This window comes from Dactylosporangium sp. NPDC049742, from assembly GCF_040674675.1.
Classification (GTDB): Bacteria; Actinomycetota; Actinomycetes; order Mycobacteriales; family Micromonosporaceae; genus Dactylosporangium; species Dactylosporangium maewongense.
In genome coordinates this window covers 1-23,977 of sequence record NZ_JBFANF010000017.1, presented here as the reverse complement: position 1 = coordinate 23,977, position 23,977 = coordinate 1, and the positions used below count along the sequence as shown (strand labels likewise).

The window sequence follows — 23,977 nt, the reverse complement described above, 5'->3', positions numbered from 1 at the left end:
GATGACCACCATGCGGTTCGACGGCTGGATCGCCGGCGTCGGCACCGGCGGTGGCACCCGGCTCGTCCTGGGGCACTGGCCCCGCTCCCCGTTCGGCCCGGTCAGCGACGTCATGGTAGAGCGCCCCGACGGTCAACGGGTCCTGCTGGCCGGCACCGCGGACCTCGCCGAGTTCGTCGCCGGAACCTACCGGTTCGACGACGTCCAGGTCGTTCGCGTCGCCGTTCTCCGCGTCGGTACGACCTGGGCCGCCGACGCCGGACCGCTCAGCCTCCGGTTCACGACCGGCGCACGCGGGTGGCTCGGCACGCTCCTGCGCTGCGTCCCGCCGGCCCTCGCCCGGCACCCGCGCTGGATCGCCGCGATCGACCGCCCCGCGCGCCTGCTCCAGCCGGGCGTGCGGACCCACGGCAGCGCCGGCAACAACCGGCACGAGTGGTACGGCGTCCAGGACCTCCACCGCATCGTCGCCGCCACCGCCACCTGGGACGGCGCCGACCTGGGCCCCCTGACGGCCGTCGACCCGCCGGTGCGCTTCGGCTTCGGCTCCACACCCAGGACCCCGTCGCTGGCCAGAGTGACGACGACGGTCACGACGACGGTCGGCCCAGCTTCGCCAGGTCGTAGCCGTCGGGGTAGGACTTCGTGACGATCCCGTCCGCGAAGAGCGGCGTCGTGCGCGGCCCCGCCAGCCGCAGCAGCAGCGCCCGCGACCGCAGCACCGCGTGCAGCCCGATCCGCGCCCACGCCGGCGGGTCCGGCACCGCGTACGCGCGGCGCAACGGCGGATCGTAGAGGCTCGCGATCAGCGCGTCCGCCACCCCCCGCAACGGCTTCGGGATGCGGCCGCGCAGCAGCTCCCGGGTGACGCGCTCGATCCGCTCCGCCTCCGGGGTGTGCCGCAGGTGGGCCGCCTCGTACGCGTCGAACCACGCCTCGAACGCCGCGTAGCCGGCCGGGATGTCGCGGATCCCCATCCGCAGGCCGACCTCGCGGTAGTACCGGGCGGCCGCCTCGCGCTCCTGCCCGGCGGGGGCGCGCCAGCCGTACCGCCGCAGCCACCGCATCGGGACGACCACCAGCGCGGCCAGGACGTAGACGCTGTCGTCGTTGCTGGCGGGGACCTGCCGGTGCGCCTCGTTGAGCAGCCGCAGCGCCAGCCGGCCGCGGGGGTGCTCGAAGCCGTGCATGAGGATCTCGTACATGATGATGCCGGTGTCGTCGGCGCGCCGGCGCGGCTCGGTCAGGACCCGCCCGGTCCGCACCAGCTCCGCGGCGACGCGGGGGAGGGCGAACGACCGGTTGAAGGCCAGGTTGAACGCCATCCGCATGTCCCAGGGGAACTCCTCGCGGAGCGTGAGCTGGTGGATCAGCAGGTAGTCGGCCTCCGGATCGCTGCCTTCGATGCGCCGCAGGTTGTCATATCGACCTCTCCTGATCCCCCGCATGGTCGAGCAGTCTAGGAGACTCCGCCGCCGCGGGTTCGAGCCGGTCCAGCATCTCGGCGAGCACGCCGGGACCGGTGGCGAAGTTGAGCCGGACGAACCCGGCGGTGTCCACGGCCGTGCCCGCGGAGAAGTCGGCGCCCGGGCTCAGCCTGACCTTCGCGGCCCGCTCCAGGTGCCCGGCCGGATCCGTGCCGCCCCAGGGGATCCAGCTCAGGTAGGTGGCCTCGGGCGCGCGGTGCGGGAGGCGGGCGGCGACGGCGTCACGGTTGCGCCGCAGCAGCTCCCTGGTGCGGTTCAGCCAGGTGTACGACTCCCGCCACGCCGCGACCGTCGCGACCCTCCCCGCGATGCTGGGCGTGCCGTAGAGGTCGATCGGCTGCGCGTCGAGCGACCGCCACACCGCCGGCGGGCCGACGTGCGCGACGGCGAGCCGCAGCGCGGCCAGGTTGAACGCCTTCGTCGCCGACGTCGCGGTCACCGTGCGGGCGGCGGTCTCCTCGCTCAGCGACGCGAACGGGGTGTGGCGGTGCGGCTCGTACGCCAGGTCGGCGTGGATCTCGTCGGTGAGCACGACGAGATCCAGGCGCTCCGCGACCGCCGCGACGGCCGCCAGCTCGGCCCGGTCGAACACCCGGCCGGTCGGGTTGTGCGGGTTGACGAGCACCAGCAGCCGGCAGCCGGCGAGCCGTTCGGCGAGCCGCCCGGTGTCGAACGTCCACCGCGCGCCGTCGTCGAGCATCGGCAGCGGCACGATCCGCCGCCCGGCCCGCTGGATGCTGGCGAGGAACGGCGGGTACGCCGGGACGTGGATCGCCACCCCGTCGCCGGGCGCGGTCGTGTGCTCGACCATCACCTGCAGGATCTGCAGCACGTCGGTGAAGACCCGGGTCCGGCCGGGGCGCGGGCTCCAGCCGTGCCGCTGCCGCATCCAGTCCTCGAACGCGGCGACGACCGGGTCCTCGCCGCGCCAGAACGGGTAGCCGAAGTCCTCGCGGTGCACGAGGTCCAGCAGGCCGTCGCGGATCGCGGGGGCGACGCCGAGGTCCATGTCGGCGACCCACGCGGCGATCGTGTCCGGCGCGGTGGAGCCCCACTTCACGCCGCTGCCCCTGATGGCGTCCGGGCGTCGCGGCGCGATGCAGTCGCGCAGGATCTCCATCTGGCCGTGGTGCTGGGCGAGCTCCTCGAAGACGTGCTGGAGCGCGGCGCCCTGGGTGCCGACCCGGTCCGGCCCCTGGAACCCGGCGGGCGGCGTGCCGCGGATCGGCTCGTCCGGCGCGGCGGCGCGCACGTCCTCGGCGAACTGTCCGCGGACCGCCTCGACCCTCTGGAGGAGGTCCTCGACGCGGCCCTCGGCGGTGAACTCGGCGTCCCTGTCGCGATCCGAGGGGCGGCCCGCGACGAGCGTCCCGGCCCAGAACTCGGCCACGCCCAGGCAGTGCGTCAGCAGCGCGAACGGCGAGTTGGCCCCGGGCAGCGGCCGGCGGCCGGCCCGCTCGTCGCCGAGCTCGGTGACGATGCGGACCATGCCGTCCAGCGCGCGGTCGGTGTAGTACAGGTACTCCTCGGCGCTGATCATGCCCGTCCCTCTCGCGTCACCTGCTTGACCGGTGACGCCAACCTTGCGCCGGGGGCGCGTCACCTGTCAAGGTGGTGACGTGACGTTCGTGTTCGTCAGCGGTGACCTCGCGCTCGACTTCGCCGGCACGCTGAAGTGGCGCCGTTCGGCCGCCCCGGAGGAGCTCCTCACCGGGCCGGCCGAGGCGGCTCGATGGGCGGTGGCGGCCGGTGTACTGTCCACCGCGCCCCGACTGTCCACTGTGGAGTTCACGGGACTGCTGGAGCTGCGGGAAGCGGTCTACCGGCTCGCCGTGGCGGGGCTGGCGGGGCAGCCGTGGCCGCCGGCGGACCTGCGCGCGCTGAATGCCGCGGCCGTGGCGCCGGCGCCGAGGGTGACGCTCACCGCGGGCGGGGTCCGGCGGGCGGGGCCGCCGTCGGCGGCGGGCGCGTCGATCGGGGCCGCCGTCGCGGTCGCCGCGGTCGAGCTGCTCGGCTCCCTCGGGTCCCTCACCGTCCGGGAGTGCGCCCTCGACGAGTGCACGAGGTTGTTCGTGGACCGGTCCAGGGCCGGCAACCGCACCTGGTGCGGCATGGAGGAGTGCGGCAACAGGGTCAAGGCGGCCTCGTACCGCGCCCGCCGGACCGCCGGCGCCGACACTGCTGGCGGTGGCGGTGGCGGTGGCGGTGGCGGTGGCCGGGGCCGGGGTGGGGCCCGTGGTGCCGCTGATGGCGTTGCAGGTGGCGTCGGCGGTGGCGCGGGTGGCGCCCGTGGTGGCGTTGGTGGTGGCGTCCGTGATGGCGCCGGTGGGGGTCAGGCGGCCGGTGGGATGGCGGTGTCGGCGTCGCGCCAGGCGATGCGGTCGTAGCCGAAGGCGAGGCAGGCGTCCCGGGTGCGGCCCGGCACCGTCTGGGCTTCGGCGCGGAGGACGATCTCGCCGTCGACGTTGTAGAGGGACAGCAGGACCGTCGGGCCCGGCGGCGGGGGCTGGACCGGCACCTCGACGCGGGCGTGGCCGTGGGTGCTGATCAGCAGGGTGCCGGCCCAGTAGGGGCCGGGGTCGGCGGTGGGGATGCCGAAGATGATGAGCCGCCGCAGCTGCCGGCCGTGCAGCAGGTCCAAGCGGAGCCGCTGGTGCCCGGCCCGGCGGTCCATGGTGAGCGGGCCGAAGGTCTCGCCCGGCCTGAGGACCGACGACGTGCCGGAGTCCAGCTGAAACGCGCAGCCCAGCGCGAACCCCTCGTCCGGCGACCACGCTGCCTCGAAGGTCAGCGCGCCGATCCCGGACTGGAGCCGGCTCAGCATGACCGACGGGTGCCGCGGCCCCAGCACCGTCGGCGCCGACGGGTTCGTCCGCGGCGGGGTGAACGCCGTCGCGGGCGGGGGAGCGGCCGGCACGGGCGTCCGCGGCGCGGCGGGGCCGGACAGGTCCAGCGACGTCCCGCCGTGCTGGACGGCCGGCGGCGGCGGGCCGCCACCGGACAGGTCGAGGGAGGTGCCACCGGAGCGCGCGGCCGGGGGTGGCGTGGGTCCGGACAGGTCCAGCGACGTGCCGCCGGACTGCGCGGCCGGGGGCGGCGTCGGCCCGGACAGGTCCAGCGACGTGCTGCCGGACGGCGGGGGCGGCGGCGCGGCGGGAGCGGACAGGTCCAGCGACGTGTTCCCGGGCCGCGCGGGCGGGGCGGCCGGCCCGGAGAGGTCCAGCGACGTGCTGCCGGACTGCGGCGGCGCGGCGGGACCGGACAGGTCCAGCGAGGTGCTGCCGCCGGCCCGGGCGGGCGCCGGGGGAGGCGTGGCCGGGGCGGAGAGGTCCAGGGAGGTGCTGCCCGCCGGGCCGGAGAGGTCCAGGGGCGTGTCGCCCGACGGGGCGGGAGCGGCCAGGTCCGCGGACGAGGCGGCGGTCGCGGGGAGGCGGCGGTGGCGGATCCAGGACAGGTCTTCGGTGGCGCCGGTCCGGGCGGGAACGGCGCGGTGGCGGATCCAGGACAGGTCGTCCGCGCCGGTCACAACCGGATCCCGTAGTCGGCCGCGAGCGCGGTGACGCCGTTGGCGTAGCCGTCGCCGAGGACCTTGAACTTCCAGCCGCCGCTGTGCCGGTACAGCTCGCCGAGCGCCAGGCCCATCTCCAGGTCCAGCGCGGGGGCGAGGTTCTCCGACCGGATCAGCTCCGCGTTGCCGTCGAGGTTGAGGACCCTGATGACGCAGGTCTTCAGCCGGCCGAGGGTGCGGCGGACCGCGGTGCCCTCGTTGACGTACATGACGATGACGATCCGCGTGACCTCGGCCGGCGCGGCCATGAGGTCGACCTCGATCTGGTCGTGGTCCTCGCCGACGACCTCGCGCAGCTGCTGCACCGACAGGTCCGGCGAGGAGAGCTGGTTGAAGTACACGAAGTGCCGCTCGGAGACGGCGTCCCCGTCACCCCGGCACAGGATCGCCGCAACCACGATGTTGTCCGTGAGGACGTGCTCGAGGCCCGCGGAGAACTGCACGCCCAGCACCACCCCGCGCAGGTCGGGGATCTCCCGGGTGAGCGTGACGTTCGCCCCCCGCTTCATCTCCTTGGTCATGCCGTCACCTCCGCTGCGCTCCGGCGCCGGCCTGACCCAACACTGCGCCCATGGTGAGCGGTCGCTCCGCTGCGCTCCGGCCCGCTCACGGCAGGTCCAGGTCGGAGCCGGAGAACTTGGTGCGCAGGAAGTTGCCCTGGGTGGTGAGCGCGTCGCGGTCCTGGGCGCGCACGGCGACCAGGATGTTGGACGTGGCCTCCTGCAGCAGGTCGAGCTGCGCGAGCAGCTCGGGGACCGGGGCGGGCCGGTCGCGCATCGACGCCTCCAGGGTCAGGTAGCTGCGAAGGGTGGTCGGCAGGAAGTCCTCGACGGTGTTGCGGACCAGCAGCACCGCGTGGATGTCGAGCGGCCGGGTCGCCGACGTGTCCAGGATCTCCCGGAGCGTGTCGGTGAGCCAGCGCGACCTCACCACGGCGGCCGCCGGCAGCCTGGCCGCCTGCTGGTTGACGAAGTGCTCGGCGTCGGTGATCCGCTTGAGGATCTGGGTGGTGTCGCCGACCGGGTCCCCGGAGGAGTCCGCGGTCGGGGCGGCGGCAGGGGGCGGCGTCTCGTCGTCGTCCCCCCACCAACGTAGCCAGCGCACGGTGGGCTCAGCCGGTCTGCTGGCCGCGCAGCGTGCGCTCGAGATACGGCTTGGCCCGCTCGATCTGGCCCTCCAGGGCGTGGACCGTCTGCGCCATCGAGTCGACCGCCTGCGCGCGGAAGGTGTCGACCGCGTCCATGGTGGCGAAGACGTTGTCGAACGCCGCCTGGAGCTTGTTGATGTCGATGGTGGCCGACGCGGCCTGCTGGTTGATCGCCGCACCCTGCGTCTTGAGCTGCTGGGACGTCGCCTCGATGAGGTTCGAGGTCACCGTGTTGAGCTGGGTGATCTGGTCCAGCACGAGCTTCTGCCGGGCCAGGGCCTGCGACACGATCACCGCGATGCGCAGCGCCGCGACGGTGGTCGTCTGCGCCCGGTCGACGCCCCGGATGAGCTCCAGGTTGTTGCGCCGGACCAGGTCGAGGGCCATGTAGCCCTGCACGTTGACCGCCATCTGGGTCATGATGTCCTGCCGGCGCTGCCGGACCGGGAACAGCGCGTCGGAGCGCAGCGTCGCCGCGGCCTCGGTCTGACCCGAGGACTCCAGGGCCGACACCTTCGCCGCGATCGCCTCGTCGAGGGCCGCGGCGAGCTCGTTGTACTCCGCGAGGCGGCCCATCGTGGTCCACATGTTGACCTTTTCGGTCTCGATGGCCGCGTTGTCCTTGCGAAGGTCGTTCTGACCGGACTCCAGCGCGACGATGATCGCGTTGAGGTGCGACTGGGCCGACTTGTACTTGGCGAAGTACCGGTCGATCTTGTCGCCACCCGGCAGCCACTTCAGGACCTTCTGCACCCCGGTCAGGTCGGCCCGGTTGGGGTCCAGCTCGGTGATCGTGGTGCGCAGGTCGACGAGGGTGTTGGCGACCCTGACCTGGGCGTCGTCGGTGGCGGCGCGGCCGCGGCCGCGGCCCATCGCGGCGGCGGGACGCTCCAACATGCGGTTGGACATCCCGGCCGCCGCGCGCATGTCCTGCTCGCCCATCGAGGTGATCGAGGCCACCTTCTGCTGGAAGGCGGGCGAGTTGGTGTCGATCGCGGCGAGCTCCTCGACGAAGGCGGCCGCCTTCTGCCGAAGCTCGAGCTGCTTCTCCGTCTGGACGGGCACGGCACCGGCCGCCTGCTGCGGCTCCACCACCACGACGGGCGCGGGGGGCGTCAGCACCAGCGCGCCCTGTTGCGGGGCGCCACCGAGATCGAGTTCGGACATCGCAGGAACCCTTCCCATCAACTCGCGTTGGAGCAGCTCAGCCGACGTTGACGCCGAAGTCGCGGGCGATCCCCGCGAGGCCCGAGGCATACCCCTGGCCGACGGCCCGGAACTTCCACTCGCCGCCGTGCCGGTACAGCTCGCCGAAGATCATCGCGGTCTCGGAGGAGGCGTCCTCGGTCAGGTCGTAGCGGGTCAGCTCGGCGCCGCCGTCCTGGTTGACCACCCGGATGAAGGCGTTGCGGACCTGGCCGAACGACTGGCCGCGCTGCGGGGCCTCGTAGATGGAGACCGGGAACACGATCTTGTGGCACTGGGCGGGCACCGCCGCGAGGTCCACGAGGATCTTCTCGTCGTCGCCGTCGCCACCGCCGGTGAGGTTGTCGCCGGTGTGCTCGACCGAACCCTCGGGGCTCTTCAGGTTGTTGAAGAAGACGAAGTGCTGGTCGGACAGGATCTTGCCGTTCTCACCGAGCATCAGGGCGCTGGCATCCAGGTCGAACTCGGCGCCGGTGGTGGCCCGCTCGTCCCAGCCGAGGCCGATCATCACCGCGCGGAGATTCGGCGCCTGCTTGGTGAGCGAGACATTGCCGCCCTTGGTGAGGGTGACGGACATGGAACTCTCCTCGCGCTCTCGTTATGGTCGTCAACCATGTCCGATCGGCCTGTCGGATATATTCATCCGGCTGATCGACGACACCGGAGCCGCCTTCAAAGCTAACGCGCTTCCGGCTACTGTCGAACATTGATCGAACAAGCCGGAGCCTACCCCAACCCTTCAAGCGGACGCGCCCGTAGGAACGGTGAACGCCGGCCCTTGCTGGCGGGCGGACGATACTGTCGGGCGGGCAACATCATGAGCAGCCCCTGGCGCCGCCTGACGCCGGGGGAACCGCAGGCAAACCTGTAGTCAACACTGAATGACTGGGAGATCGGTATGGGCATCAGCCTGACCAAAGGTGGCAACGTCTCACTGACCAAGCAGGCGGGTCCCGCCGGTCTGACGGCGGTGACCGTCGGCCTCGGTTGGGATGTCCGCACGACGACCGGCACCGAGTTCGACCTCGACGCCTCCGCGATCGCCACGAACGCCGAGGGCCGGGTCTACTCCGACAAGCACTTCGTCTTCTACGGCAACCTCGCCACCCCGGACGGTCACATCCAGCACACCGGCGACAGCCTGACCGGTGAGGGCAGCGGCGACGACGAGCAGATCAAGGTCAACCTGGCCGGCCTGCCCGCCGATGTCGACAAGATCGTCTTCCCGGTGTCCATCTACGACGCCGACACCCGCTCGCAGTCCTTCGGCCAGGTCCGCAACGCCTTCATCCGCGTGTTCAACAGCGCCGACGGCGTCGAGCTCGCGCGGTACGATCTCAGCGAGGACGCTTCCACCGAGACCGCCATGGTGTTCGGCGAATTGTACCGGAATGGCGCCGAATGGAAGTTCCGCGCCGTCGGTCAGGGATACGCATCCGGCCTGCGGGGCATCGCCGGGGACTTCGGCGTCAACGTCGGATAGTAAGGTCGGCGCACCGCAACTTCCCTGATGAGCCCGAAACGGTGTGACAGATGTTCCTGAAGACATTCGGCTGGTCGCTGGCGGTCACCGTGGCGACACTCATAGCCGCCTTCTTCCTCGGCGGGCCCTCCGCGTTCCTGATCGTCGCAATCCTGTGCGTGCTGGAGATCTCGGTGTCGTTCGACAACGCCGTGGTCAACGCGACCGTGCTCGGGCGGATGAACGCCTGGTGGCAACGGCTGTTCCTCACCGTGGGTGTGCTCATCGCCGTGTTCGGCATGCGCCTGGTCTTCCCGCTGCTGCTGGTCGGCATCACCGCCCAGCTCAACCCGGTCGACGTCGTCCGGCTCGCCCTCGAGGGCGGGTCGGTCGACGAGCCCGGCACCTATGCCGCGCTGCTGCACGAGGCGCACCCGAGCATCGCCGCCTTCGGCGGCATGTTCCTGCTCGTGCTCTTCCTCGACTTCATCTTCGAGACCCGCGAGCACACCTGGCTGACCTGGCTGGAGAAGCCGCTCGCGAAGATCGGCAAGCTCGACCAGCTGTCCGTGGTCATCTCCCTGGCCGTCCTCGTCATCGCGGCGGAGACCCTCGCCAAGGACGTCGGCACCGTCATGGTCTCCGGTGTGCTCGGCATCGCGGTGTACATCCTCGTCAACAGCCTCGGTGAGCTCTTCGAGAACGCCGGTGGCCTCGGTGACGACGAGGAAGAGGACGAGGACGAGAAGTCCGCCGCCGGGATCCACGGCGACGCCGGCGACATCGACAAGGGTAAGTCCGGCGGCCCGAACGCCGTCGTGCAGGTGGCCGGCAAGGCCGCGTTCTTCCTGTTCCTCTACCTCGAGGTGCTCGACGCGTCGTTCTCGTTCGACGGTGTCATCGGCGCCTTCGCCATCAGCCAGAACATCTTCGTCATCGCCGCCGGCCTCGGCGTCGGTGCGATGTACATCCGGTCGCTGACGGTCTACCTGGTCCGCAAGGGCACCCTGAGCGAGTACGTGTTCCTCGAGCACGGCGCGCACTGGGCGATCGGTGCCCTCGCCGCGATCCTGCTGGTCGGGATCAAGTTCGAGGTGCCCGAGGTCGTCACCGGCCTGATCGGTGTCGGCTTCATCCTCGCCGCGTTCCTGTCCTCGGTGGTCCTCAACCGGCGCAACAGCGCCGCCGAGGCGGCCGAGGAGCGGACCGAGAGCCTCGCCGGCCGTTCGTAACCCCCGCAACTCAAACCCGCGTACCCCGTCCGGGAAGGCAGGCAACGCCGTGACGAATCCGAACAACCCGGTCTCGCTGTCCAAGGTCACGCTGACCAAGGCCGCGCCGGCTGTCTCGCTTGCCAAGCAGGGCGGGGCAGCGGGCATCCTCCGGGTCAACCTCAACTGGGCGCAGCCCGCCGCCAAGGGCGGGCTGTTCAGCCGCAAGCCGAAGGGCGTCGACCTCGACCTCGGCTGCCTCTACGAGTACAGCGACGGCTCCAAGGGCGTGGTCCAGGCCCTCGGCGACTCGCTGCGTGACGTGCACACCCTGGGCCGCGACCCGATCTGCCGCCTCGACGGCGACGACCGGAGCGGCACCAGCACCGGCGGGGAGAACCTCTTCGTCGACCTGCGGTATGCGGCGAACATCCGCCGCATCCTGGTGTTCGCGTTCATCTACGAGGGCACCCCCAACTGGGCCGCGGCCCAGGCCGTGGTGACCTTGTTCCCGGTCGCCGGCCCCCAGCTGGAGATCCACCTCGACGAGCCGGACCCGGCCGCCATGATGTGCGCGATCGCCATGATCGAGGGCAACGGCGCCGACGTGTCGGTGCGCCGTGAGGTCCGCTACGTCCGCGGCGGCCAGCGCCTGCTCGACGAGACCTACGGCTGGGGCATGCGCTGGGCGGCCGGACGGAAATGACAGCTTCGCCGACAGCAATCGGGAAGGCATACGTATGGGTGTGAGTCTGAGCAAGGGCCAGTCCGTCTCCCTCGTGAAGGGTGGCGGCGGCACGCTCACCAAGGTCCGCATGGGCCTGGGCTGGGACGCGATGAAGAAGAAGGGCCTGTTCGGCGGGTTGAAGACCCAGTCGATCGACCTGGACGCGTCCTGCCTGCTGTTCGACAGCGCCAACCAGCTCGTCGACCAGGTGTGGTTCCGCCAGCTGCGCAGCAACGACGGCGCCGTCCAGCACACCGGCGACAACGTCACCGGCGCGGGCGAGGGCGACGACGAGAGCATCATCGTCGACCTGGTCGCGCTGTCGCTGAACGTCCGCACGCTGGTGTTCGTGGTCAACTCGTTCACCGGGCAGAGCTTCGCCCAGATCGAGAACGCGTACTGCCGGCTGGTCGACGAGACGAACGGCGCCGAGCTGGCCCGCTTCGACCTCAGCGGCTCGGGCCCGCACACCGCGCAGGTCATGGCCAAGGTCACCCGCGACCAGCAGGGCTGGACGATGACCGCCCTCGGCACCCAGGCCTCGGGGCGCACGTTCCGCGACCTGCTCCCCGCGGTCGCCGGCCACCTCTGATCGAAACCGTCACGACGCCCGTCCCGCGAGACCGCGGGGCGGGCGTCGTGCATTTTCTGGATACCCCGCCGGAGCCCGGAAACGGCGCCGCCCGTGCACGGCGGAATCCGTACACGGGCGGCGGCGGAAATGCGATAGGGAAAGCGATTCAGCCCCGCACCGGAGACGGCCCGGAAACCGTCACCGCCGCGGAATCCGGAGCCGGCTCGGAATCCGGGGCCGGCTCGGAAAGGCGGCGGGCGGCGATCACGTGCACCGCGAACAACAGGTACCCGACGAGCAGCGGGGCCGTCACGGGGATCATCGCGCCGATCACGGCGGCGATGGATGACACCCCGGCCACCATCGCCGCCGTGAGCGGTTGCCGCCACACGGTGCCCGCCGCCCAACGCAGCGCACCTGACCACGAACCGTGGTGGGCCAGGTGCACGACGCCGAGAGCGCCGGCGGCGAGCAGTGCGGCGGCGACGGCGCCGGTCGCCACGAGCACGGGCAACCCGCCCGGGACCCGGCCTGAGGCGACGGCGCCGAGATTGAACAGCAGGAGCCACGCGAGGGTGGCGGCCGCGACCGTGCAGACGGCGCCGGGCAGCAGCGAGCGCACGAACACCCGCCACAGCCGCGACGGCCGCACGGCGGAGCCCTCGATGACGTCGCGCACGGCGACCGAGCCCGCGTGCACGGCCGCGCCGGCGGTGAGCACCGGCAGGCTGCACACCGTGACGGCGATGCCGACCAGGGCGAGGTCGGCCGCCACCGTGACCGTCTCCGTGAACCCGCGACGCGCCACGGCGCTCACCCCTTCAGGCCGGAGGTGTTGATGCCCTCGACGAGCATCTTCTGGAAGGCGAGGAAGAACAGGAAGACCGGCAGCAGCGACAGGACCGACATCGCGAACATCGGCCCGATCTCCGACTGGCCCTGCGAGTCGATGAAGAGCCGCAGCGCGACCGGCACCGTGTACTTCGGCAGGTCCGACACGTACACCAGCTGGCGGAAGAAGTCGTTCCAGGTCCAGATGAACGAGAAGATCGCCGTGGTCACGAGGGCCGGGCGGCTCAGCGGCAGGATCACGTTGCGGAACACCCCGAACGTGGTGCAGCCGTCGATCTTCGCGGCCTCGTCGAGCTCGCGGGGGATGCCGCGCATGAACTGGACCATCAGGAAGACGAAGAACGCCTCGGTGGCCAGGAAGTGCGGCAGGATCAGCGGCAGGTACGGGAACTCGCCGCCGACCAGGTCGAGCTGCCGGAACACGATGAACTGCGGGACGATCAGCACGTGGCCGGGCAGCAGCAGCGTGCCGACCATGACCGCGAACCAGGTGGCCCGCCCGCGGAAGCGCAGCCGGGCGAAGGCGAAGGCGGCGAGCAGGCAGGACAGCGCGTTGCCGACCACCACCAGCAGCGACACGATCGTGCTGTTGAGGAAGAACCGGCCGAAGCTGGTGTCGAGGTGCGACCAGCCCTTCGGGTAGTTGCCGGGGGTGAACGACTCCGGGATGACCCCGGCGTTGCTCAGCATCTCCGGCTGGCTCTTGAGCGAGCTGCCGAGCACCCAGAACAGCGGGTAGAGGATGACCCCGAGCAGCGCGAGGATCACCACCGTACGCAGGATCGACTTCATCGCTCATCCCCGTAGTGCACCCAGAACCGGCCCGTGCTGAACAGCACGACGGTGAGCAGGCCGACGGCGAGCAGGAACACCCACGCGAGCGCGGAGGCGTAGCCCATCTCGTAGTCGGTGAAGCCCTTGATGTACAGGTAGAGCGTGTACATCAGGGTCGAGTCGACGGGCCCACCGGTGCCGCCGCTGATGACGAACGCGGACGTGAAGCCCTGGAAGCCGTGGATCGTCTCCAGCACGAGGTTGAAGAAGATGACCGGCGACAGGATCGGCAGCGTGATCGACCGGAACTTGCGGAACGCGCCCGCGCCGTCGACCGACGCCGCCTCGTACAGCTCCACCGGGACCTGCTTCAGGCCGGCCAGGAAGATGACCATCGGCGCGCCGAACTGCCAGATCGCCAGCAGGATCAGCGTGCCGAGCGCGTAGTCGGGGTCGTTGACCCAGCCGGGGCCGGCGATGCCGAACACGGACAGCAGCTCGTTGAACGAGCCGTCCCGGCTGAACATCGAGACCCAGACGATCGCGAGGGCGACGCTGCCGCCGAGCAGCGACGGCAGGTAGAACAGGCTGCGGTACAGCCCGACGCCGCGGACCGCCTTGTTGAGCAGCAGCGCGACGCCGAGCGCGGCGCCGAGCTTCAGCGGTGTCGCGATGACCGCGAACAGCACCGTGACCTGCACGGCGTGCCAGAACGTCGGATCCTCGGTGAACATCCGCTGGTAGTTGTCGAACCCGACCCAGTTGAGCTCGGACCAGTCCGACAGGATGTCGTAGTCGGTGAAGCTCAGCACCAGCGACATCAGCATCGGGATGGCCGTGATGGTGGCCAGCCCGACGAGCCACGGTGTCAGGAAGAGATAGCCGGCGAGCCCTTCACGACGGGGGCCCCGCGGTTCGATGCGGGGCCCCTTCGCCGCTCGGTGCAAAGGTGCCGGCGCGGTGGTCAGCGCCACTGGAAGAGCCTCACTTCGAGATTGCGGACTTCGCGGCCGTGATGAAGGCCTCGGCGGCCTGCGCGGGGGTGGCCTTGCCGGCCTGCACCGACTCGGCGGCCTTGATCAGCTCGGAGCGCAGCGTGCTGTGCCCCTTCAGCGGGACCTGCGGCGAGGGCCCGAACGTCTTGCCGAGCGTGTTCTCCACCTCGATGGAGGTCTTCATCGCCGCGTCGGTGACGGTGCCCAGCACCGAGGCGCGGATGTCGAGGTTCGGCGGCAGGCCGCGGTCGGTGCCGAGGACCTTGCCGACCTCCGGGTCGTTGGCGAGGAAGTTGATGACGTCGACCGCCACGTCCTTCTTGTCACTGCCCCGGTAGACGGAGAAGTAGAGCGCCGCGCGGGCCCACTGTGCCTTGGGGTCGCCCGGGTACGCCACGACGCCGAGCTCGTCCTTCGTGTTCTTCTGCAGCTCGGGCAGCTGGTTCACCCAGACCCACGAGGTAAGCGCTTTCCCGGTCACGACGAGTTGCTTGGTGATGTCTGTGGCGTTGCCCTCGCGGATCACGTCGGCGGTCGGGGTGGCCTTGCGGTCCCGGGCGCCCTTCCACAGGTCGAACCAGGCGGTCACGTCCTGCGCCGTGAAGCCGAGCTCCTTGTCCTTGTACAGGTCCTTGTTCTGCTGGCGCAGCCAGATCCAGAACGCCTTGTAGTCCGCGCTCGGGTCCTGCGTGCCGGGGACCTTCGTGGCCGTGGTCGCCGTCGCGGCCCAGTCGACGAACGCCTCCCACGTCATGCCCGTGGTCGGCAGCGGCTGGTTCGCCGCGGCGAGCTTGGTCTTGTTGAACACCAGGCCCTGCGTGTTCTCGCCGAACGCGACGCCGGCGAGCTTGCCGTCCACGACGCCGTACTTCCACAGGCTCTCGGGGAACTTCGACGTGTCGAGCTTGTTCGACTTCTGGTACGACGTCAGGTCCAGCGTGACGTTGCGCGACGCGTACTCGGTGAGGAAGTTGTCGTCGATCTGGAAGATGTCGGGTGCGTCGTTGCCCGCGGTGAGGGTGGCGAGCTTGTCGAAGTACCCCTGGTTGGCCTGCCACGTCTTCTTGAACGTGACGTTGGGGTGCTTCTTCGTGTAGAGCGCGAGCGCCTCTTCGGTGAGCTTGGCACGGGCGTCGCCGCCCCACCAGAAGATGCTCAGCTCGACGGGCTTGGTCGAGTCGACCGCTGGTGCCTCGCCGCCGTCGTCGCCGCAGGCGGCGAGCGGAGCGAGCAACACTGCTGCGACGGCGGTTGCCAGAAGTCTACGGCGGGGTGTTCCGGACATGGCGTGTCACTCCCTGGCAGGGGATCAATGTGGGTTGGGCCCGGTCGAGTCGCGCACGATGAGCTCCGTCTGGAGCGTCACCAGCGCGTTCGTGCGGCGTTCGTCGTCGTGCTGCAGGAGCATGTCGACGGCCGCCCGCCCGGCGGCCGCGGTCGGGGTGGAGACCGTGGTCAGCTTGGGGCGGATCAGACGGCTGAGCGAGATGTCGTCGATGCCGACGACGCTGAGCTCACCCGGGACGCTGACGCCCCGGTCGTGGAGGGCTTCGAGCAGTCCGATCGCCATGAGGTCGTTGTAGGCCAGCACGGCGGTCGCTCCGGTGGCCAGCACGGCGTCGCACGCGGCGGCGCCGGCGGCCTCGGTCGGTTGGTGCGGTCCGAGCACGTTCAGGTTGGCCCCGGCGGCCTTCGCCGCGGCCGTCGCAGAGCGCCGGATCTCCCGGTTGGTCCATGAGCCACGCGGCCCGCCGAGCAGGGCGAGGTCGGTGTGGCCGAGACCGACGAGGTGCTCGATCGCGGCCTTCGCGCCGTTCGACACGTCCATCACCACCGCGGGGAGCCCCTCGACGGCCCGGTTCACCACGACCAGCGGCACCTCGCGGCGCAGCTTCTCGATCAGGTCGTTGCTCATGCGCGGGCTGCACAGCAGCACGCCGTCGACCTGCTTGGCGAGGGCCTGGACGAGCTGCTCCTCCATGACCGGGTCCTCGTTGGTGTCGGCGACGAAGAGGTGGTAGTCCCGCTGCCGGGCCTGCGACTCCGCCGCCTTGATCAGTGGTGGGAAGAACGGGTTGGCGATGTCGGCGACGATCAGGCCGATGTTGTGCGTCCGCCCGGTGATGAGCGCGCGGGCCGCACGGTTGGGCCGGTAGCCGAGGCTCTCCGCGGTGGACAGCACCCTGCTCCGGGTGTCGGGGTTGACCAGATGCGGTGCTGAGAACGTGCGCGACACGGTGGAGACATGGACGCCGGAGGCGCGGGCTACATCTCGAATAGTGGCGGGCACGGAGTCATTAATGCAAACGGTTGCTGCCATGTCAACGCCTGTGAATGCAGAAAATCCAGGGGTATTGACCCGACGTGTGGCGGTGGAGCACAGTATCGCTGCAACCCTTTGCAGTCGCCTGCAGCAGTTCCAGGGAGCGACAACCGATGCACACCCGCTACGCGATCGTCGGCACCGGATCGCGCGCTGAGATGTTCACGCGCGCACTCACCGGGCCGCATCGCGACACCTGCGCGCTCGTCGCGCTCGCCGATCCGGAGCCGCACCGCCTCGCCGTGCACAACGCGCGGCTGCCGGCGCCGGTCCCCACCTACCCAGCCACCGAGTTCCGCCGCATGCTGCACGAGGAGAATGTCGACGTCGCGATCGTCACCACCGTGGACCGGGTCCACGACGAGTACATCGTGGCCGCTCTCGAGTCCGGCTGCGACGTGCTCACCGAGAAGCCGATGACGGTCGACGCGCAGCGCTGCGCCAGAATCCTCGACGCGGTGCGGCGAACGGGCCGCCGCGTCCGGGTGACCTTCAACTACCGGTACAACCCACTCCATGAAACTTTCAAGCGACTGATCGCGTCGGGCGAGATCGGCGAGGTCGGATCCGTGCACTTCGAGTGGCTGCTCGACGTGCGGCACGGCGCCGACTACTTCCGCCGCTGGCACCGCGACAAGGCCAACTCCGGCGGTCTGCTCGTGCACAAGTCCGGGCACCACTTCGACCTGGTCAACTGGTGGCTCGACGACGAGCCCGCCGAGGTCTACGCGCAGGGCCGGCTGTTCTTCTACGGCGAGGCCGGCGCCGGCGCCGTGGCGCCCCGGGACCGGTTCGCGCTCGGCAGCGACCCGCGCCGCGACGAGCTCTACACCGGCACCAGCGACGGGTACCAGCGCGACCAGGACGTCTTCGCGCCGGGCGTCACCATCGAGGACGACCTCGCCGTCCTCGTCCGCTACGCGCGCGGCGCCACGATGACCTATCACCTGACCGCCTACGCCCCCTGGGAGGGCTACCGGGTGATGTTCAACGGCAGCAAGGGCCGCCTCGAGCTGGAGGTGGTCGAGAGCGACCACGTCGCGGCCGGGGCCACCGGGCTCATCAAGGGCGCCGAGCCGGGCCGGGCCACGCTGCGCGTCCATCCACATTGGAGCGAGCCGCGCGAGATCCCGATCCCTTACGAGCGGGAGGGCCACGGCGGCGGCGACGCCCGCATGCTCGCCGACCTGCTCGGTGCGGGCCCACCGAGCGGCGTCGCCGCCGCCGAGGCCGAGGACGGCGCCCGCGCGCTGCGCATCGGCCTGGCCGCCAACGAGTCCATCGCCCTCGGACTGCCCGTCAGGATTCGCAATGACTAAGACGCTGCTGCACGACGACCAGCTGCTGCCCGCCGAGCCCGGCCTCCGGTCGATCGCGCGGGAGCTGTACCGGCACGCGAAGGACCTCCCGCTCATCAGCCCGCACGGCCACGTCGACCCGGCGATCATCGCCGACGACCGGCCGTTCCCCGACCCGGCCAGGCTCATCGTCGTGCCCGACCACTACGTGACCCGGATGCTCGCCAGCCAGGGCATCGCCCCGCACGAGCTCGGCGTGCCGACCGTCGACGGCAGCCCCACCCAGACCGACGGGCGCACCATCTGGCGGCTCCTCGCCGCCAACTGGCACCTGTTCCGCGGCACCCCGTCGCGGCTGTGGACCGAACGGGTCCTCTGCGACGTCTTCGGCGTCACCGTGCCGCTGCGCGTCGACACCGCCGACCTCGTCTACGACCTGCTGTCCGAGCGCCTCGCCGACCCCGCGTTCCGGCCGCGGGCGCTGTTCGAGCGGTTCAACCTCGAGGTCCTCGCCACCACCGAGTCGCCGCTGTCGGACCTCACCGCGCACGCCAAGCTCGAGGCCGACGGCTGGGGCGGGCAGGGCGGGCGGGTCATCACCACGTTCCGCCCCGACGACGTCGTCGACTTCGAGTGGCCCGGCTGGGCCGGCCGGATCGAGCAGCTCGGCGTGACCACGTTCCCGCAGTTCCTGGAGCGGCTGCGGGAGCGGCGGCAGGCGTTCATCGCGGCCGGCGCCACCTCCAGCGACCACGGCCACCCGACCGCGGCGACCCTCGCGCTGCCGGCCGCGCACGCCGCCGCGCTGTTCAACAAGGCACTCACCGGCAAGGCCGACAGCCGCGACGCCGAGCGCTTCCGCGCGCACATGCTGGTCGAGTTCGCCCGCATGTCGGTCGAGGACGGCCTGGTCATGCAGCTGCACCCGGGCGCGGCCCGCAACCACAACACCGCGCTCTTCGCCCGGCACGGCCGCGACGTCGGCGGCGACATCCCCTCGCCGACGGAGTACGTGCGCTCGCTGAAGCCGCTGCTCGACGCGTTCGGCACCGACCCGCGCTTCCGCGTCGTGCTCTACACGCTCGACGAGACCACGTTCACCCGGGAGCTGGCGCCGCTCGCCGGCGGCTACCCCGCGGTGTTCCTCGGCGCGCCCTGGTGGTTCCTGGACAGCCCCGAGGGGCTGCGCCGCTTCCGGGAGACGGTCACCGAGACGGCCGGCTTCGCCAACACCGCCGGGTTCGTCGACGACACCCGCGCGTTCTGCTCCATCCCCGTCCGGCACGACGTCGCCCGCCGCGTCGACGCCGGGTTCCTCGCCCGGCTCGTCGCCGAGCACCGCCTGCCCCTGGACGAGGCCGCCGAGACCATCGCCGACCTCGCCTACCACCTGCCGAAGCGCGTCTACGCGCGCACCGTCGGCGCCCGTGTCGCTGAAGGAGCACAATGATCACCGGGTTGACCGTCCACGACGTCAGGTTCCCCACCGCCGCGGCGGGCGACGGGTCCGACGCGATCAACCGGGGCGACTACTCCGCCACCTACGTCGAGCTCACCACCGCCGAAGGCGTCACCGGCACCGGCCTCACGTTCACCAACGGCCGCGGCAACGAGATCACCTGCGCCGCCGTCGAGGCCCTCGAGCACCACGTCGTCGGCCACACCGTCGAGGAGCTGTGCACCGCCGAAGGGTCCCGCACCCTCACCGCCGACGTGCAGCTGCGCTGGCTCGGCCCGGAGAAGGGCGTCATCGCCCTCGCCGCCGGCGCCGTCCTCAACGCCGTGTGGGACCTGCGGGCCCGGCTCGCCGGCAAGCCCCTGTGGCAGCTGCTGGCCGAGCTGCCGACCGCGGACCTCCTCGCCGCCGTGGACTTCCAGCACATCACCGACGCCCTCACCCGCGACGAGGCCGCCGCCATCCTCGACAAGGGGCTGCCGGAGTACGAGGAGCGCCTCGCCCACGCGCGCGCCGCCGGCCTGCCCTCCTACACGACGTCGGTCGGCTGGCTCGGCTACCCGGACGACAAGGTCCGCGCGCTGACCCGGCAGGCCGTCGCCGACGGCTGGACCGCGGTGAAGATGAAGGTCGGCGGCGCCATCGACGACGACGTGCGCCGCGCCCGGATCATCCGGTCCGAGATCGGCCCCGACGCGCTGCTCATGCTCGACGCCAACCAGGTGTGGGACGTCGACGAGGCGATCGCCAACCTCGGCCGGCTCGCCGAGGTCGACCCGTACTGGATGGAGGAGCCGACCCACGCCGACGACGTCCTCGGCCACGCCCGCATCCAGCGGGCCCTCGACGGGATCACCGGCGGCCGGTGCCGCGTCGCGACCGGCGAGGTCGCCGCCAACCGGGTCATCTTCAAGCAGCTGCTGCAGGCCGACGCGATCCGCGTCATGCAGATCGACGCGTGCCGGGTCGCCGGCGTCGGCGAGGTCCTCGCCGAGCTGCTCATGGCGGCGAAGTTCGGCGTGCCGGTCTGCCCGCACGCCGGCGGCGTCGGACTGTGCGAATACGTGCAGCACCTCGCGTTCTTCGACTACCTGCGGATCACCGGCAGCATGGAGGGCCGGATGGTGGAGTACGTCGACCACCTGCACGAGCACTTCACCGATCCGGTCACCGTGGTCGACGGCCGCTACCGGCTGCCGGTCAACCCCGGGTACAGCGTCGAGCTGCGCCCCGAGTCGATCGCCGAGTTCTCCTTCCCGGACGGCCCGGCATGGCGCGCCTGAGCCTCTCGACGCCCCTGAAGGTCGAGCCGCTCGTGCGGCCCGGCGACGTGGGCGCCGGCATCCTCCACTTCGGGCTCGGCGCGTTCCACCGGGCGCACCAGGCCGTGTACATCGAGGACGCGATCGCCAAGGGCGGCGGCGACTGGGGGATCGTCGGCGTCGCGCCCAGCTCCCGGAACGTCCTGGAGGCGCTGCGCGCGCAGGACATGCTGTACAGCGTGCTCACCGTCGACGGGCCGGATGCGAGCGCCCGGGTCGTCGGCGCGTTCGACAACGTGCTGCACGCCGGGTCCGAGCCGGGTGCCGTCCTCGGCCGCATCGCCGACCCGGCGATCAAGATCGTCACGTTCACCGTCACCGAGAAGGCATACGCGCCCGGCTCCGCCGTGCTCGACCTGCTGGTGCGGGGCCTGCGGCTGCGCGAGACTCCGCTCGCGCTGGTCAGCTGCGACAACCTCAACGGCAACGGCGAGCTGCTGCGCGGCCTCGTCGGCGACGCGCTGCAGGACCCGGACGTCATGGCGTTGCTGAGCTTCCCGGGCACCATGGTCGACCGCATCGTGCCGGCCAGTACACCGGAGACCCTGGCGACGGTGGAGTCCCTCATCGGCGCCAGGGACGAGGCCGCCATCGCCGCCGAACCCTTCCGGGAATGGGTCGTGCAGGACGACTTCCCGGGCGGGCGGCCCGCGCTGGAGCTCGCCGGCGTCACCCTCACCACCGACACCGCACCCTACGAGCTGCGCAAGCTCCGGGCGCTCAACAGCGTGCACTCCGCCCTGGCATACCTGGGCGTCCTTGCCGGCGCGCAGACCATCGACGCCGCCCTCGCGCTGCCCGGCTACCGCGCGGCGATGGAGGCGTTCATCGAGTCCGACATCGCGCCGACGCTGTCGCTGCCCGTTCACGAGTACGGGCAGCAGGTCCTCGCCCGCTTCGCGAACAGCGCGCTGCGGTACCGCACGCTGCAGGTCGCCGGGGACGGCAGCCAGAAGCTCCCGCAACGCCTGCTCGGCACCGTCGCCGACCGGCGCGCCGCGGGGGAGGTGCCGGTGTACGCCGCGCTCGTCCTCGCCGCCTGGATCCGGTTCGTGGGCGGCCGCGCCGACGACGGCACCGAGCTGCCCCTCAACGACCCCCTGGCCGACCGGCTGCGGGGCGCGTCCACGGAACAGCGGCTCACCATGCTGTCCCCGGGGCTCGCCGACGACGCGCCGCTGCGCGCCGAGATCGACCGATGGCTGCGGGACCTGGAGCGGCACGGCGCCGCGGCCACCCTGGCGGCGCTGTGAGCGCCACCCCGACGATCGCGCTCATCGGGGCGTCCGGCCACGGGCGGCGGCACCGGCAGAACATCGCGGCGCTCGGCGACCGGGTCCGCCTCGTCGCCCTCGGCGAGGTCCAGCCGATGTTCGGCGAGGAGCTTCCCGTGTACGACGACCACCGGCTGCTCCTCGCCGAGCACAAGCCGGACTACGTCGTCATCTGCACCCCGCCGCACACCCACCTGGGGATCGCGCTGGACGCCGTGCACGCCGGCGCGGACCTGCTGCTGGAGAAGCCGCCGGTCCTCGACGTCGCCGCGCACGAGCGGCTGTCCGCGGCGCTCGCCGCGACCGGGCGGCGCTGCCAGGTCGGCTTCCAGGCGCTCGGCTCGCCGACCCTGCCCGCGCTCGCGGCGCTGGACCTCGGCGAGCTGACGCACATCGCGGTCGCCGGCGCGTGGTGGCGGCCGCTGTCGTACTGGACGCGGGCACCGTGGTCCGGCCGGCGCGCCGTCGACGGGGCCCTCGTGAACCCGTTCGCGCACGCGCTCATGCAGGCCCTCGCCATCGGCGGCGTCCGTCCACCGTGGACCCTGGAGCTGGAACGCTTCCGCAGCAGGGACATCGAGGTGGAGGACACCGCCGCGCTGCGGCTCACCCCCGCGGAAGGGCCTGTCGTCACGGTCGCGGTCACCCTCGCCTCGACCGAGTTCATCGCCGGCGACATCACCGTCACCGGCACCCGGGGCGCCGCCCACGTGGTGTACCCGGAGGACCGCCTCGACGGCGTCGTCCTGCCGGGCAGGGTGTCGCTGCTGGAGAACCTGCTCTCCGGCGACCCCTTGCTGGCGCCGCTGTCGCGGACCCTGCCCTTCACGACCCTCGCCGAACAGATCATGGCCGCACCCGACCCCGTGCCGCTCACCGGCGTGGCCCACGACGACGGCGTCGCCCTCCCCGGCATCGCCGACCTCGTGCGCGCCGCCGCCGCGCGGCACGCGCTGCTCAGTGAAGTAGGAGACCTGCCATGCGCAAGCTGACCGTCGCCGACCTGCCCGACGGCGGGACCCCCGCCACCCTCGCCGCGATCGGCGCCGGCTGGGGGCCCGTCATCCGCGGCGGCATCAGCCGCTACGACGATGCCGGCCACCGCACCCACGCCGAGTCCGACCGGCACACCCACGACGTCCCCGAGATCTTCACCATCGTGCAGGGCAGCGGCCACGTCGAGATCGACGGCGCGCGGGCGGACACGTTCCGCGCCGGTGACCTGCTCATCATCCCGCCCGGCGAGGACCACCACCTCGTCAGCGACGGCGACGTCCCCCTGGTTTTCACGTGGATGCACCTCGGGAAGCTTGACCAGGCATAGGTGCCGGTCTACGTTGCTACTAGGAATGCGCTTTCCTGAGCCGTTCCGTACAGCGCGCATCGGCTGACCCGCCCAGTCCGCCCACAGAGCCGTACACCCCGTGCACGCGACGCCCCCACCGATCTCCTTCCGGAGGCATCGCATGGAACCACCCCGCAAGCACCGGCGCCGCCGGTGGCCGATCCTGGCCGCCGGTGTCGCCGCCTTCACCGCCGTCGCCGCGATCAGCACCCAGGTCGCGTTCGCCGCGACACTGTTCAGCGACACGTTCGCCGACGGGAACACCAACGACTGGTCGAAGTCCGGCGGCACCTGGTCCGTCGTCGACGGCGCGATGCAGCAGAGCAACGCGGGCAGCGAGAACGCCCGCAACTTCGCCGGCAGCGCGTCGTGGACCAACTACACGGTCACCGCCCGGGTGAAGCCGCAGTCCCTGCCGTCGAACGGGTTCGTCGGGCTGCTCGCCCGCGCGAAGGGCTCGACGACCTTCTACCGGCTGGCGCTCCTGCCCGGCAACTCGGTGCAGCTGCAGGCCGTCAACAGCGGCTCGGTCACGGTCCTCGGCTCCGCCAGCCGCACGGTCAGCACCGGTAGCTGGTACACCCTCGGCATCACCGTCTCCGGCAGCAGCATCACCGGCAAGGTCGACGGCGCCACCGTCGGCACCGGCACCAGCTCGGTGGCGGCAACCGGCCGGATCGGTGTGCAGACCGGCTACGCGTCGGCGTCCTTCGACGACGTGACGGTGACCGACGCCGCCGGACCCGGACCCACCACCCCCGTTCCGACGGTCTCCGACACCCCGCCGACGTCGTCGTCGCCGCCGCCCACCAGCGGCTGGCCGACGAAAACCGGCGACGCGAGCGTCAGCGGCACCATCTCGGTGTCGGGCACGCTCGACGGCGGGATGAAGCGGTACTGCTGCATCGGCGACGGTGGGCAGAGCGAGAGCCAGGACCCGATGTTCGAGCTGGCCA

At 71.4% G+C, this 23,977-nt stretch carries 26 protein-coding genes; 14 read left to right on the top strand and 12 right to left on the bottom strand.

What is annotated here, in order from left to right; genetic code table 11:
- Position 1: 1 nt before the first annotated feature.
- A complete protein-coding gene (locus AB0J72_RS22080) occupies positions 2-649 on the top strand; it encodes a hypothetical protein (RefSeq protein ID WP_363401481.1) in 648 nt (215 codons plus the stop codon).
- On the opposite strand, the gene AB0J72_RS22075 is transcribed toward AB0J72_RS22080, so the two are convergent.
- Positions 591-1,448 carry an oxygenase MpaB family protein gene (locus AB0J72_RS22075; protein ID WP_363401479.1) on the bottom strand — a complete coding sequence of 286 codons (858 nt, stop codon included), beginning with the start codon at positions 1,446-1,448 and terminating at the stop codon, positions 591-593. The two genes, AB0J72_RS22080 and AB0J72_RS22075, sit on opposite strands and share 59 nt — an antisense overlap.
- On the bottom strand, positions 1,420-3,027 hold the full coding sequence (locus tag AB0J72_RS22070) for an aminotransferase class I/II-fold pyridoxal phosphate-dependent enzyme (RefSeq protein ID WP_363401477.1): 1,608 nt from the start codon (positions 3,025-3,027) through the stop codon (positions 1,420-1,422). Before AB0J72_RS22070 ends, AB0J72_RS22075 begins: the two co-directional genes overlap by 29 nt.
- Positions 3,028-3,106: 79 nt before the next feature.
- On the opposite strand from AB0J72_RS22070, the gene AB0J72_RS22065 reads away from it, so the two are divergent.
- Positions 3,107-3,874 (top strand): CGNR zinc finger domain-containing protein, encoded by a 768-nt coding sequence (locus AB0J72_RS22065; protein WP_363401475.1) that lies wholly within the window; start codon positions 3,107-3,109, stop codon positions 3,872-3,874.
- Here AB0J72_RS22065 and AB0J72_RS22060 read toward each other — a convergent pair.
- The 5 genes from AB0J72_RS22060 to AB0J72_RS22040 form a co-directional block, all read right to left on the bottom strand.
- Positions 3,820-5,013 (bottom strand): hypothetical protein, encoded by a 1,194-nt coding sequence (locus AB0J72_RS22060; protein ID WP_363401473.1) that lies wholly within the window; start codon positions 5,011-5,013, stop codon positions 3,820-3,822. The genes AB0J72_RS22065 and AB0J72_RS22060 overlap by 55 nt on opposite strands.
- Complete coding sequence (locus tag AB0J72_RS22055) at positions 5,010-5,576, bottom strand: TerD family protein (protein WP_363401471.1); 567 nt, start codon at positions 5,574-5,576, stop codon at positions 5,010-5,012. The genes AB0J72_RS22060 and AB0J72_RS22055 overlap by 4 nt, the downstream gene beginning before the upstream one ends.
- A gap of 85 nt (positions 5,577-5,661) precedes the next feature.
- Positions 5,662-6,159, bottom strand: a complete 498-nt coding sequence (locus AB0J72_RS22050; protein WP_363401468.1) for a hypothetical protein — start codon at positions 6,157-6,159, stop codon at positions 5,662-5,664.
- A gap of 7 nt (positions 6,160-6,166) precedes the next feature.
- Positions 6,167-7,369, bottom strand: a complete 1,203-nt coding sequence (locus tag AB0J72_RS22045; protein WP_363401466.1) for a toxic anion resistance protein — start codon at positions 7,367-7,369, stop codon at positions 6,167-6,169.
- Between the two features lie 37 nt (positions 7,370-7,406).
- The gene (locus tag AB0J72_RS22040) at positions 7,407-7,985 is read right to left on the bottom strand and encodes a TerD family protein (protein WP_344504625.1); all 579 of its coding nucleotides are present in this window, start codon (positions 7,983-7,985) and stop codon (positions 7,407-7,409) included.
- Here AB0J72_RS22040 and AB0J72_RS22035 point away from each other — a divergent pair.
- From AB0J72_RS22035 to AB0J72_RS22015, 5 genes are all read left to right on the top strand, one after another.
- A complete protein-coding gene (locus tag AB0J72_RS22035; RefSeq protein ID WP_344504626.1) occupies positions 7,984-8,118 on the top strand; it encodes a hypothetical protein in 135 nt (44 codons plus the stop codon). The genes AB0J72_RS22040 and AB0J72_RS22035 overlap by 2 nt on opposite strands.
- Before the next feature lie 188 nt (positions 8,119-8,306).
- On the top strand, positions 8,307-8,891 hold the full coding sequence (locus AB0J72_RS22030) for a TerD family protein (protein ID WP_360571793.1): 585 nt from the start codon (positions 8,307-8,309) through the stop codon (positions 8,889-8,891).
- A gap of 50 nt (positions 8,892-8,941) precedes the next feature.
- Complete coding sequence (locus AB0J72_RS22025) at positions 8,942-10,102, top strand: DUF475 domain-containing protein (RefSeq protein ID WP_363401463.1); 1,161 nt, start codon at positions 8,942-8,944, stop codon at positions 10,100-10,102.
- Between the two features lie 49 nt (positions 10,103-10,151).
- Positions 10,152-10,787, top strand: a complete 636-nt coding sequence (locus AB0J72_RS22020) for a hypothetical protein (RefSeq protein WP_363401461.1) — start codon at positions 10,152-10,154, stop codon at positions 10,785-10,787.
- 34 nt (positions 10,788-10,821) lie between these two features.
- Positions 10,822-11,400 carry a TerD family protein gene (locus AB0J72_RS22015; protein ID WP_344504630.1) on the top strand — a complete coding sequence of 193 codons (579 nt, stop codon included), beginning with the start codon at positions 10,822-10,824 and terminating at the stop codon, positions 11,398-11,400.
- A gap of 148 nt (positions 11,401-11,548) precedes the next feature.
- On the opposite strand, the gene AB0J72_RS22010 is transcribed toward AB0J72_RS22015, so the two are convergent.
- The 5 genes from AB0J72_RS22010 to AB0J72_RS21990 are packed head-to-tail and all read right to left on the bottom strand — an operon-like array spanning position 11,549 to position 16,293.
- Positions 11,549-12,190: a hypothetical protein gene (locus AB0J72_RS22010; RefSeq protein ID WP_363401459.1), complete on the bottom strand. Its 642-nt coding sequence runs from the start codon at positions 12,188-12,190 to the stop codon at positions 11,549-11,551.
- A gap of 5 nt (positions 12,191-12,195) precedes the next feature.
- On the bottom strand, positions 12,196-13,026 hold the full coding sequence (locus tag AB0J72_RS22005) for a carbohydrate ABC transporter permease (protein WP_344504632.1): 831 nt from the start codon (positions 13,024-13,026) through the stop codon (positions 12,196-12,198).
- Positions 13,023-13,955, bottom strand: coding sequence for a sugar ABC transporter permease (locus AB0J72_RS22000; RefSeq protein WP_344504809.1), 933 nt, complete (start codon positions 13,953-13,955; stop codon positions 13,023-13,025). Before AB0J72_RS22000 ends, AB0J72_RS22005 begins: the two co-directional genes overlap by 4 nt.
- Positions 13,956-13,992: 37 nt before the next feature.
- Entirely contained in the window at positions 13,993-15,288 is a 1,296-nt protein-coding gene (locus AB0J72_RS21995) for an extracellular solute-binding protein (protein ID WP_363401457.1), read from the bottom strand.
- 24 nt (positions 15,289-15,312) lie between these two features.
- Positions 15,313-16,293, bottom strand: a complete 981-nt coding sequence (locus AB0J72_RS21990) for a LacI family DNA-binding transcriptional regulator (RefSeq protein WP_360571802.1) — start codon at positions 16,291-16,293, stop codon at positions 15,313-15,315.
- A gap of 146 nt (positions 16,294-16,439) precedes the next feature.
- Here AB0J72_RS21990 and AB0J72_RS21985 point away from each other — a divergent pair, with 146 nt between their 5' ends.
- From AB0J72_RS21985 to AB0J72_RS21955, 7 genes are all read left to right on the top strand, one after another.
- A complete protein-coding gene (locus tag AB0J72_RS21985; protein ID WP_363401455.1) occupies positions 16,440-17,645 on the top strand; it encodes a Gfo/Idh/MocA family oxidoreductase in 1,206 nt (401 codons plus the stop codon).
- Entirely contained in the window at positions 17,638-19,074 is a 1,437-nt protein-coding gene (gene uxaC, locus AB0J72_RS21980) for a glucuronate isomerase (RefSeq protein ID WP_363401453.1), read from the top strand. The genes AB0J72_RS21985 and uxaC overlap by 8 nt, the downstream gene beginning before the upstream one ends.
- Positions 19,071-20,363, top strand: a complete 1,293-nt coding sequence (locus AB0J72_RS21975) for an enolase C-terminal domain-like protein (RefSeq protein WP_363401451.1) — start codon at positions 19,071-19,073, stop codon at positions 20,361-20,363. The genes uxaC and AB0J72_RS21975 overlap by 4 nt, the downstream gene beginning before the upstream one ends.
- Positions 20,351-21,655 (top strand): mannitol dehydrogenase family protein, encoded by a 1,305-nt coding sequence (locus AB0J72_RS21970; RefSeq protein ID WP_363401449.1) that lies wholly within the window; start codon positions 20,351-20,353, stop codon positions 21,653-21,655. Before AB0J72_RS21975 ends, AB0J72_RS21970 begins: the two co-directional genes overlap by 13 nt.
- Complete coding sequence (locus AB0J72_RS21965) at positions 21,652-22,668, top strand: Gfo/Idh/MocA family oxidoreductase (protein ID WP_363401447.1); 1,017 nt, start codon at positions 21,652-21,654, stop codon at positions 22,666-22,668. Before AB0J72_RS21970 ends, AB0J72_RS21965 begins: the two co-directional genes overlap by 4 nt.
- Positions 22,656-23,000, top strand: a complete 345-nt coding sequence (locus AB0J72_RS21960; protein ID WP_360571814.1) for a cupin domain-containing protein — start codon at positions 22,656-22,658, stop codon at positions 22,998-23,000. The genes AB0J72_RS21965 and AB0J72_RS21960 overlap by 13 nt, the downstream gene beginning before the upstream one ends.
- 142 nt (positions 23,001-23,142) lie before the next feature.
- Positions 23,143-23,977, top strand: an 835-nt coding sequence (locus AB0J72_RS21955; protein ID WP_363401445.1) for a family 16 glycoside hydrolase, incomplete at its 3' end; no start/stop codon positions are given.